Source organism: Capnocytophaga sp. oral taxon 332 str. F0381, from assembly GCF_000318275.2.
GTDB classification, from domain to species: Bacteria; Bacteroidota; Bacteroidia; order Flavobacteriales; family Flavobacteriaceae; genus Capnocytophaga; species Capnocytophaga bilenii.
In genome coordinates, this window is the sequence record NZ_KB291341.1 from 44,772 (window position 1) to 57,084 (window position 12,313).

The 12,313-nt window shown below is 38.8% G+C and carries 7 protein-coding genes; all 7 read left to right on the forward strand.

Annotated features, from left to right (window positions below):
• The first annotated feature begins 8 nt into the window (after positions 1-8).
• Positions 9-1,334, forward strand: a complete 1,326-nt coding sequence (locus tag HMPREF9075_RS10395) for an ATP-binding protein (protein WP_009416554.1) — start codon at positions 9-11, stop codon at positions 1,332-1,334.
• A gap of 152 nt (positions 1,335-1,486) precedes the next feature.
• On the forward strand, positions 1,487-3,118 hold the full coding sequence (locus tag HMPREF9075_RS10400) for a DUF6377 domain-containing protein (RefSeq protein ID WP_009416555.1): 1,632 nt from the start codon (positions 1,487-1,489) through the stop codon (positions 3,116-3,118).
• A gap of 154 nt (positions 3,119-3,272) precedes the next feature.
• The gene (locus HMPREF9075_RS10405) at positions 3,273-6,254 is read left to right on the forward strand and encodes a TonB-dependent receptor (RefSeq protein ID WP_009416557.1); all 2,982 of its coding nucleotides are present in this window, start codon (positions 3,273-3,275) and stop codon (positions 6,252-6,254) included.
• 11 nt (positions 6,255-6,265) lie between these two features.
• Positions 6,266-7,756, forward strand: a complete 1,491-nt coding sequence (locus HMPREF9075_RS10410; protein WP_009416558.1) for a RagB/SusD family nutrient uptake outer membrane protein — start codon at positions 6,266-6,268, stop codon at positions 7,754-7,756.
• 10 nt (positions 7,757-7,766) lie between these two features.
• The gene (locus tag HMPREF9075_RS10415; protein WP_009416559.1) at positions 7,767-9,239 is read left to right on the forward strand and encodes a glycoside hydrolase family 30 beta sandwich domain-containing protein; all 1,473 of its coding nucleotides are present in this window, start codon (positions 7,767-7,769) and stop codon (positions 9,237-9,239) included.
• Between the two features lie 37 nt (positions 9,240-9,276).
• Positions 9,277-10,005: a GDSL-type esterase/lipase family protein gene (locus HMPREF9075_RS10420; RefSeq protein ID WP_009416560.1), complete on the forward strand. Its 729-nt coding sequence runs from the start codon at positions 9,277-9,279 to the stop codon at positions 10,003-10,005.
• Positions 10,006-10,065: 60 nt separating this feature from the next.
• Positions 10,066-12,261 (forward strand): glycoside hydrolase family 3 C-terminal domain-containing protein, encoded by a 2,196-nt coding sequence (locus tag HMPREF9075_RS10425; protein WP_009416561.1) that lies wholly within the window; start codon positions 10,066-10,068, stop codon positions 12,259-12,261.
• Positions 12,262-12,313: the final 52 nt, after the last annotated feature.

Genomic DNA, 12,313 nt, shown 5'->3' on the forward strand with positions numbered 1-12,313 from the left:
GTAAGAAAATGATACAAGAATCTCATAACATAGAATACAAATCTTCTTGGCGTGATGAATACCTAAAATGGATTTGTGGTTTTGCCAATGCACAAGGAGGAAAGCTCTATATAGGCAAAGATGATAATGGAAAAGTAATTGGAGAGCCTGATGCTAAACGCCTAATGGAAGATATTCCTAATAAAATCACTAATGTATTAGGAATAGTAGCAGATGTGAACTTACTCGAAACCTCCGAAGGTAATTGTATAGAAATTAGTGTAAGTCCGCAATCTAATCCGGTGAACTATAAAGGAGAATATCATTATCGTAGTGGTAGTACTAAGCAAGAACTCAAAGGCGCAGCCTTAGATAAATTCTTGTTAGGTAAGCAAGGAAAACATTGGGATAGTGTGCTTTATCCTAATGTTTCTGTTGCTGAACTGAAAGTAGATACTTTTAACTTCTTTCGTAAAAGAGGTATAAAAGCAAGACGTTTAGATGATGATACCCTTTCAGATAGTAACGAATTGTTATTAAACAACTTAAAACTTACACAAAACGGACAACTAAAACGAGCTGCTCTTTTGCTTTTTCACCCCGACCCTGAAAAGTATGTAACTAATGCTTATGTAAAAATAGGCTATTTTAGCGATGACGATAGTGATTTGCTATTTCAAGATGAGGTACACGGCAATTTGTTTGAGCAAGTAGAAAAGACAATGGAATTACTCTTTACTAAGTATATCAAGGCTATAATTAGCTATGAGGGTATTTACCGAGTAGAGACCTATGAGTATCCACAAGAAGCCGTTCGCGAAGCTGTTCATAATGCTATTGCTCATAAAGATTACAGTGGTGCGACTCCAATACAAATCAGTGTCTATAAAAATAAAATAATGATTTGGAACTATGGTCAATTGCCTGAAAATTGGACGATAGATACTTTGCAAGAAAAACATTCATCTGTACCCTATAATCCAGATATTTCTAATGCGTTCTTTCGTATAGGTTATATAGAAGCTTGGGGACGTGGCATCAGAAAAATGAATGAGCAGTGTGCTAAAGCAGGATTACCTAACCCATTGTATTATTACGCTTCTTCAGGATTTTGGGTAGTATTCCACAAAGATATTTATAATGAAACTGATTTACGAGAAAAAGGACTTAATGAAAGACAGATAAAAGCAATATTATATCTCAAAGAGAGAGGAAAAATAACAAATAGCGAATACCAAGAACTAAATAATATTTCTAAGAGAACCACAAGTAATGATTTAACTGATTTAGTAGAGAAATATAATTTGCTTAGACAACTTGGAGCAAGTGTAAGCACTTATTATGAACTAAAATAAAAGCGGGCAAAAAGCGGGCAATGCGGGCAAAAAGCGGGCAATGTGAGCAAAAAGCGGGGAATATATTAGAAATTTATTATAGTAATTGAGCAATACCTTTGCGGCTTGTCCCCCTTCGGGGGTTCGGGGGCTTTAATATAAAAACAAACCTTATGAAAAACTATATCACACTCTTTATCATATTGTTGTTGGGAAGGAATGTAGCGGTGGCACAAGAGAACAAAGAAGCTGTACTCCACCAACTCAACCAAACCATTGAGCAGAGTGCTACTTATATACAAGCCAAAGAACAACGTATCGCTTCTTTGGAAAAGGCTCTTAAAAAAGCCTCTCAACCAGCAGAAAAATACGATTTACACAAGCAATTGTATGACGAATATCAAAAGTTTAAAGTAGATTCGGCAGTGAGCTATTTGCTAAAGAACGAACAAATAGCTCTTATGCTGAACGATATCGCAAAACAAGACGAAACACATATATCCTTATCAAAACTATACTCGGCTAAAGGGATGTATGTTGAGTCGTTGCAATTATTATTATCTGTTGATAAGCAGCGTTTGAGCAATACCTTACTATGTGATTATTACGATACTTATCATTCTTTTTATAGTAGATACGGGCAAAGTACTAATAATTTGCATTATTTTAAACTATCAGATAGCTATCGCGATTCACTATTACAATGTTTAGCTACTGATAGTATGCTTTTTAAAATAAACGATGCTATTAGAGAATTTTATTTAGCAGATAAAGAGCAAGCTACCCAAAAATTTCTTCAATTACTCAATCAAACTCCTATTACAGACCCTAAGCGCGCTGTTATAGCTTATTATTTGGGGCTTTCTGAGCAAGAAAAAGGAAATACCCAACAACAAGAGTATTATTTTGCTCTTTCAGCAATTGCCGATATACAGAATGCTATTAAAGATAACGCCTCTTTACAAAGTTTAGCCCTTACGTATTACAAAAGAGGGGATATAAGCAAAGCATACGAATTTATAAAATTAGCCATTGATGACGCTAATTTCTGCAATATTCGCCATCGCGCTGAGGAAGGAGCTACATTTTATTCTATTATCAATACTTCCTACCAGCAAAAAGAAGCAAAACAAAAAAGAGAATTGCAATACTATTTAGCACTTATCAGTGTGTTATCGGTAGCACTTATTATAGCGTTGGTGTATGTTTATAAGCAAATACAACGCCTTGTGAAAGCTCGTAAGCAATTATCGTACAGCAATGAGCAATTAGAAAAACTCAATACCGACCTACAAATAATGAATCAGCATCTTGAAGAGGCAAACCTCAACCTTGAAGAAGCAAATCTTATCAAAGAAGAATATATAGCTCATTTTTTTAACCTATGCTCTGCCTATATAGATAAAATAGAAAATTATAGGAAACTGCTTTATAAGAAGGCAACCCAAAACGACTACGCTACCCTTACCAAGATACTCAAATCTACTACGGTAGTGGAAGAAGAACTTGAAGAGCTATACAAGAATTTTGATACAATTTTCCTAAATATATATCCTAATTTTGTAACTCACTTCAATGCACTCTTAGAAGAAGACGAGCCTATACGCCCCAAGAAAGGTGAGCTTCTTAATACAGAGCTACGCATATTTGCACTTATTCGTTTGGGAATTACAGATAGCAATAAGATAGCTGAGTTTTTGCGTTATTCTTTGCGTACAGTTTATAACTATCGTACTAAAGTGCGTAACAAAGCGAAAGGAGAACGAGATACTTTTGAGGAAAAAGTGAAACAAATACGTAACTAAAAGACGAAAAATAAGTACTTTTTTTGAGGGGAATATTTGTGTAATAATTTGTTAATCAGTGTTGTATGTTTTGAACTTACTACTTTTGTAATACCTGTTATAGCATACTTGTTTTTTTGTAATACATTTGCTGCAGTCAAACAAAAAAACGTTTATGAAAGTTCTAAAAAAACAATTAATGCTGACAGTTACCTTATTATGTTATAGCCTTATTGGCTGGGCTCAAAGCCAGTTTGGTAATCTATCAGGTACTGTAACCGATGAAAGCGGAATGCCACTTGTAGGCGTTTCGGTAGTGATTAAAGGCACTAATAAAGGAGTAGCTACTGATTTTGACGGTAAATACTCCCTTACAGATGTCCCTAAAGGGGCAGTTTTGCAATTTTCATCAGTAGGATATCAAACTACGGATGTAAAAGCTAATAATTCTCAGCTAAATATAAAGTTAGCTGAAGCTACTCAAAACCTTGATGAAGTAGTAGTGGTGGGGTATGGAACACAGAAGAAAGGCGATGTAACTACCGCAATCACTTCAGTAAAGACGAAAGATCTTGAGCAACGTCCTGTTATTTCGGCAGCACAAGCCATACAGGGGCGAGCAGCGGGTATTCAGGTGGTACAACCCAACGGAGCCCCTGGTGCAGGATTAGCGGTACGCATTCGTGGTAATACTTCTATTAGTGCTTCTAACGACCCATTGTATGTAATAGATGGTATTCCGGTGCAAGACATCAGCAGTATAGCACCTAACGATATTGAATCTATGCAAGTGCTAAAAGATGCTTCTTCTGCAGCTATCTATGGTTCTCGTGCTGCTAATGGTGTAGTGCTTATCACCACTAAACAAGGTAAGCGCAACGAACCTAAAGTTTCGGTAAACACCTACATAGGAGTTTCAGAAATAGCTAAAAAAATACCTTCGCTAAATACGCAGCAATATTATGAGCTGATGAACGAAACAAAAGCAGTAGCAACAGCTACTTTGGTAGGGCTTACTGATAAAACAGATTGGTATAAAGAAACCTTCCGTGCTGGATTTACTCAAAACACTCAGCTATCAGTATCTAATGCAAGTGATAATACCAAGTATTACCTTTCGGCAGGACATACCAAAGAAGATGGTATTATTCGTAGCTCATTCTTTGAACGTTATAATGTTCGTTTGAACTTAGAAGCCAAAATGCGACAATGGCTTACTTTTGAAACTAACTTGTCTTATGCCGACTATGAGTCTAATGGTATTATTTCAGGTTTGGGAGCTAATCGCGCAGGGGTAGTACTTTCAGTAATCAATACACCTCACTATGCGCCTATTTGGAGCGAGAAAACAGGCGAAGAAGGTTGGTATTATTATGATTTCAAAGGAGCGAACCTTTCACACCCTGTAGAGAACATCTCTCGCCGTGCTGATAACCTTTTGAAAAACAATCGTTTTGTAGGTAGTGGTTCGGCTATTGTACAGCTAATGAAAGGCTTGCGTTACAAATCAACATTAGCTATCGACCGCTTATCAAGCAAAGAAAACCGCTTTACCGACCCTAAACTTACTTCTTATGGGCGTAGAAACTACGGAGAAGCTGCCGATATACGCAAGAATAACACTCTTCTTACTTTTGATAACATTCTTACTTTTGACAAGACTTTCAGCAAACACAATCTTTCATTATTGGGAGGTACTTCTTTCACCAATGCAAAGATGGATGCAAGTGAAATGTATGCAACACACTTTTTGACTTCGGATATTAAAACCCTCAATGCAGCCAATAAAATAGGGCAAGGAAGTATCACTAATGCTGAAGAATGGAGTATGATGTCCTACTTAGGTCGCCTTTCGTACAATTACGACAGCAAATACCTGCTTACTGCGAACTTTCGTGCCGATGGTTCTTCTAAATTAGCACCAGGAAAGCGTTGGGGATATTTTCCTTCAGTATCTGTAGGCTGGCGATTGTCACGCGAAAGTTTCCTCAGCAATATAGAATGGCTTAGCGAACTTAAATTGCGTGGAGGCTGGGGACAAACAGGTAACCAAGCGGGTATTTCATCTTACGCCTACTTGCAACGCTATAAGATAGCACGCCAAAACTGGTGGGGCAATGGGGCTAATGCTAATGCAATGATTACCCTTACTCCCAACTCATTTTCTAACCCAAATCTTACTTGGGAAACTACAACCCAATCTAATATAGGGCTTGATGTAGCACTTTTCAAAAACCGCTTGGCTTTTGCAATAGATGCTTATATTAAAAACACCACTAATTTGCTAATGGAAGTACCACTACCAGCTACTTCGCCTGTTCCTTCTATCTATCGCAATGAAGGCGAAATGACTAATAAAGGGATAGAGTTTTCAGTAGATAGTCGCAATCTTACAGGAGAATTGGAGTGGAATACTAACTTCAATATCTCATTGAACCGCAACAAACTCAATAAGCTTAGCTTGCAAAAAGTTTATTACTATGCCAGCACTTCCGAAGCTACTTCTGAACAAGTAGTGCGCATTACTGAAGGACAGCCTTTAGGTAAGTTCTGGGGCTTAATTAGCGAAGGAGTAGACCCACAAACAGGTGATATAAAATACAAAGACCTCAATGGCGATGGTAGAATTACGGTATCTGATAAGACCTATATAGGCGACCCCAATCCTGATTTTACCTTTGGATTTACCAACGACTTCTCTTATAAGAATTTTACCCTAAGTGTCTTCTTTCAAGGATCTTATGGCAATGACATTTACAATGCTTCTCGTATAGAAACAGAAGGTATGTACGATGGTAAAAACCAATCTACTGCAGTACTAAACCGCTGGAAGAAAAGAGGTGATATTACCGATATACCACGTGCTGTTAAAGGTACTGACAATATCAAAGCATCATCGCGATGGGTAGAAGACGGCTCTTACTTACGTCTTAAAACACTTACTTTAGCCTACAATCTACCTACACAAGCCCTACAACAATACGGTATTCGCAAAGTACAACCTTACCTGACAGCTCAAAACCTTTGGACACTTACCAACTACAAAGGATTTGACCCCGAAGTAAACGAAGGGCTATCAGGTCCTACTATGGGAATTGACTGGGGTACTTACCCACAAACCAAGTCATTCATATTTGGCTTAAATATTGAATTTTAATAGCTATAGAAATGAAAAAATACATATACCTTGCACTCTCGTTGGCTACGCTAACGGCTTGCAACTTAGATAAAGACCCTATCTCGGATTTCAGCGAGAAGAATATGAACCAAAAAGGTGGTACAGCTATCGAAACCAAAGCACAAATGAAAGCCCGCTACGAAGCTATCTACACCTTTATACAAGGTAGCGCGCAAGAGTTTTGGACGCTCGACCTGCTGATGAATACCGAAGTGCGCGCCGACAATGCCTACGCAGGAGGTATTGATGCTCCTATCACAGCTATTGAGCAAAATAGCCAAGATTCCTCCAACAAAAACATCACTCGCGACTGGCAAAAATATTTAGAAGGTATCAGCCTTGCCAATATAGTTATCTCTAATGTTGATAAAGTGACTGACCCTACACTTACTCCTGCTGAAAGAAAGCAGTGGAAAGCTGAAGCTCGCATATTTAAAGCTTGGTTACTTTTTGATATGACACGCCTTTGGGGAGAAGCACCTATTGCTTCAGAAGAAATTCCAGTGATAACATCTGATAATATTGAGCAAACTTATGCCAAACTATTTCCTCCACGAAGCTCGGTGCTTGATGTTTATAACACCATTAAGGAAAACTTAGAAGCAGCACTTCCTGATGCTCCTGAAGTAAATACAGTCAATAAGTTTGTACTTAGCAAAGCCGTAGCCAATGCACTTTTGGCTCACGTATATGCCGAAAAACCTATACGCGACTATAATAAAACAGTGCAATATGCCGATGCGGTAATAAATGCAGGATTTTCATTAGTACCTAATTACGCCGATTTGTTTCAGCTAAACACAGCAGGTACTGATGCCAAATTGCGCAATTCATCTGAATCTATCTTTGAAATTACCTATTCAACAGGAGGGCAAACTTGGCTTAGTATAATGTTTGGTAAGAACCATATCAACCCTAATAGCAAGTACGATTGGCGCAAATGGTGTACCCCTTCGCGCGACCTTATTGCAGCCTACGATGCTGAGGGAGACAATATTCGCAAAGATCAAGCTATTGTATGGGGGCAACCCTCTTGGAGCAATTACTACCCTTCAAATCATTACGCTTTTATGTACAAAATACGTTCAGGTGCCAATAGCATCATCAAATTGCGTTTAGCCGATATTCTTCTGCTAAAAGCTGAAGCACTTGCAGCTTTAGGTCAAACTGCACAAGCAGCACCCCTCGTTAACCAAGTGCGTGCGCGAGTAGGGCTTACACCAATTGCTACTTCGCTTTCACAAGAGCAAATGAAAGAAGCCGTACTAAAAGAACGCCGTTTAGAGTTAGCCTTTGAAGGATTCCGCTGGTTCGACCTTGTGCGCAACGACAAAGCTATCTCTACAATGAATACCCTCAATACTCGTGATAGTGGAAGATTAACCCAAACATATCCTTTTACCGACAATACACTTCGCTATCCAGTACCACAAACTGAAATAGAAAAAAATGCCAAGCTAACTCAAAATACAGGATATTAATAAGAAAGCAATGACAAAAAAACTAATTTCATCTCTTTTAACATTAAGTTTGCTATGGGCAGTAACCTCGTGTACTGCCCAAAAGCAAACACATCAAAATACCGTGAAAGTACTCACTACTACAGGCGATCGCCTTTACGACCTGAGTACCTACACCACTACTTTACAAAAGAACAACAAAAACAACAATACCCCCGATATCACTTTGATGCCCAATGAAAAGTATCAAACTATTTATGGTTTTGGAGCAGCCATTACAGGGGCTACTTGTTACAACCTAATGCAAATGGCTCCAGCCGACCGAAAAGCTTTTCTTACAACAACTTTTTCAGAAACCGAAGGATTTGGACAAAACTACGTGCGAGTATCTATCGGCTGTTCCGATTTTTCACTTAGCGAATATACCCTTTGTGATACCCAAGGAATACAGAATTTTGCTCTTACCAACGAAGAAAAGAACTACCTAATCCCGATACTACAAGAAATACTTGCCATCAACCCGAAAGTTCAAATTATAGGGTCGCCTTGGACAGCCCCACGATGGATGAAAGTAAACAACCTCACCGACCTACAACCTTATAACGAATGGACAAGCGGACAGCTCAATCCTGCATATTACCACGATTATGCTCTCTATTTTGCTAAATGGTTACAAGCAATGAAAGATAACCAAATAAATGTAGGGGCTATCACTATACAAAACGAACCACTCAACCGACAAAACTCGGCATCTATGTATATGGGATGGGACGAACAACTCGCCTTTATTAAAAATGAATTAGGAAAAACCCTACGTGACAAAGGATTTCCCAACGTTAAAATTTATCTATTCGACCATAATTACAATTACGACAATATAGAATCTCAAAAACAATACCCCATACACATTTATAAAGACCCACAAGCGAGCCAATATGTAGCGGGAACAGCTTTTCACAACTACGGAGGAACAACAAGTGAGTTAAGTAACATTCATAGCCAATACCCCAACAAAGAACTTATTTTCACAGAATCTTCTATAGGGAAATGGAATGATGGAAGAAACCTCAAACGCCGTCTTACCGAAGATATGGAAGAACTCGGCATCAAAACCCTCAACAATCACTGCAAAGCAGTTATTGTATGGAACTTGCTACTCGATGAACACGGAGCACCTAACCGCGACAAAGGCTGCAAAACTTGTTTCGGAGCTGTAGATATACAAACAAGCAACTACAAAACAATGCAACGCAACTCACATTACTACGTTATAAGCCATTTAGCAGCTGTCATTAAGCAAGGTGCTACTCGCATAGGTATACAAAATAACACCAACAACCAAATCTTATCTACCGCCTTTCAAAACCCCGACAATACGCTAGCACTGATAGTAGTAAACAAAAAACAACAACCAACCCCACTTACAGTAAAACATACCAACACTTATTTCACTTACCAACTACCTCCCAATAGCGTAGTATCTTTTTTGATACCACAAAATTAAAAAAACACAAATTACGAATTAATTAAACAAATAAAAAATGAAAAGAATAGTATTATTAGTAGCATTTATTACAACAACACTCATACAAGCACAAAATACTACCCCTACAACCACTATCAAAAGCACCATTCCGTTTCAGCACACTGATGAAACATCTTGGATATTGCGATATCAAAACGACATCAACAAATATCAAAAAGAAAACAAACGCCTCAGCAATCGCTCCTGCGATGTTCTCTTCTTGGGAAGTTCTTCTATCAATTTATGGGACACCATTTACGAAGATTTTGCACCACTCAAGCTCATACGCCGTTCCTATGGAGGTGCTACCTTACGCGATATGATATACAACTACGCTACCATTGCAAAAGGATATAAGCCGAAAGCCATAGTACTATATGTGGAAAACGACCTTGGAAGCCATAAAGAAGGCGTAAATGCCGTTAAATGCTTTGATCTCTTTCGCATATTCATAGCTAAGCTCAAAAAAGAATATCCCAATACCCCGCTATTTGTAGTGTCATTAAAACCCTCACAACACAAAGCCGACCAGCTAAAAGACCAACTAATTGTAAATACCCTTTTACAACAGAACGCTACCGAACAGCAATACACCTATATAGACATCACCAAAGTAATGTACGATGAAGAGGGTAACTTACGTACCGACATCTTCAAAGAAGATAACCTACATATGAATGCCGAAGGTTACAAACTCTGGACAGCTATTATTAAACCATTACTAACCCAATCGGTACAAAATTAGCAAACAATACCCCACATTATTCTACCCCACAACAACATTTACAATAAAAAGATAACAGATATGAAAAATCTAACAACTTTACTACTTTGCTGTGCAGTAGCGACACTTTCAGCTCAGCAGATGCCTATTTATTTAGATGCTTCACAACCTATTGAAAAGCGGATAGAAGATGCTTTATCACAAATGACCTTAGAAGAAAAGGTAGCAATGTGCCACGCCCAATCTAAATTTAGCTCGCCAGGAGTACCCCGACTTGGTATCCCTGAAAACTGGATGACTGATGGGCCTCACGGAATACGCCCTGAGGTGCTATGGGACGAATGGATACAAGCAGGATGGACAAACGATAAATGTACCGCTTTTCCAGCCCTCACCTGCCTTGCAGCAACTTGGAATCCAGCCCTCAGCAAAGAATACGGAAAAGCAATAGGAGAAGAAGCACGCTATCGCAATAAGAACGTACTTTTAGGTCCTGGAGTAAATATCTATCGTACTCCACTCAACGGACGAAACTTTGAATATATGGGTGAAGACCCTTATTTGGCTTCTAAAATGGTAGTTCCCTACGTACAAGGAGTACAAAGTAATGGTGTAGCAGCTTGCGTAAAACACTATGCACTCAACAACCAAGAAATCAATCGCCATACTGTTAATGTAGTAGTAGATGACAGAGCTTTATACGAAATATACTTACCCGCTTTTAAAGCAGCTGTGCAAGAAGGAAAAGCTTGGAGTATAATGGGAGCTTACAATAAATATAAAAACCAATGGGCTTGCCAAAACCAATATTTACTGCAAGATATCTTACGCAAAGAATGGAATTTTGACGGAGCTGTAATATCCGATTGGGGAGGCGTAAACAATACCGATGGTGCAGCCCTAAATGGGCTTGATATGGAATTTGGAACTTGGACAGATGGGATGACCCAAAACCGCGCCGATGCTTACGACCATTACTTCTTGGCAAAACCTTTCCTGAACAAGCTTAAATCGGGAGAAATAAAAGAAGAAATCCTAAATCAGAAGGTACGCAATATCTTGCGCCTCATATTCCGAACTAATATGGCTGCCAACCGACCCTATGGCTCATTTGCCTCACCACAACATTTTGCCATAGCCCGAAAAATAGGACAAGAAGGCATCGTATTTCTCAAAAACGACAAAAACCTATTGCCTATCGATACTCAAAAAATGAAAACAATAGCAGTAATAGGTGAAAATGCTATTAAAATGATGACCGTAGGAGGAGGAAGTTCCTCACTAAAAGCTATACACGAAATACTACCATTAGATGGACTTAAAAACCGTATAGGCAACACTGCCAAAGTGATATACGCACGAGGCTATGCTAGCAACGATTATAAAGACCAAGATGGGCTTAGCGCCAACGACATCACCGATAAGCGTTCCCCTCAAGAGCTCATCGATGAAGCCCTTTCAGTAGCTAAACAAGCCGACATAGTAATTTTTATAGGAGGATTGAACAAACACGATGGACAAGATTGTGAAGGCAACGACCGCAAAGAGTACAATTTGCCTTATGGGCAAGATGCCGTGATTGAAGCTTTGGCTAAAGCCAATAAAAATTTGGCTGTAGTTCTCATATCAGGCAATGCAATGGCAATGCCTTGGGTACATAAAGTACCTGCTATTGTTCAAGATTGGTATTTAGGTTCTGAAGCTGGTAATTCACTTGCCGATGTTCTATTAGGCGATGTAAACCCCTCAGGCAAATTGCCTTTCACTTTTCCAGTTCGTTTGGAAGATAATGCAGCAGCAGCTTTAGGTGAATACCCAGGAGATAAAAATGTTACCTATGGCGAAAGTATTTTAGTAGGTTACCGCTATGCCGATACTAAAGGAGTAAAACCACTATTTCCTTTTGGTCACGGACTTTCTTATACAACATTCAAATATGGCAAGCTCACTGCCGACAAGAAAACTACCAACGGCAACATTACCTTTTCTATTACCATTCAAAATACAGGTAAGCGAGACGGAGCCGAAGTAGTGCAACTCTATCTGCACGATGAAGAAGCCTCTGTATTACGTCCTTACAAAGAACTAAAAGGGTTTGAGAAAGTATTCTTGAAGGCAGGCGAAACCAAAACGGTAACTTTTCACATCACCAAACAAGATCTTTCTTTTTTTGATGCCAACCAGCACGATTGGGTAGCCGAAAAAGGTACTTTCAAAGCTTTAGTAGGTACCTCTTCAGGCGACATTAAAAGCACTGTAGATTTTATCTTAGAATAAACATTTTTACTTTTCATATTCTAATAGAAAAGAGGCTGTCCATTTTTTTGGA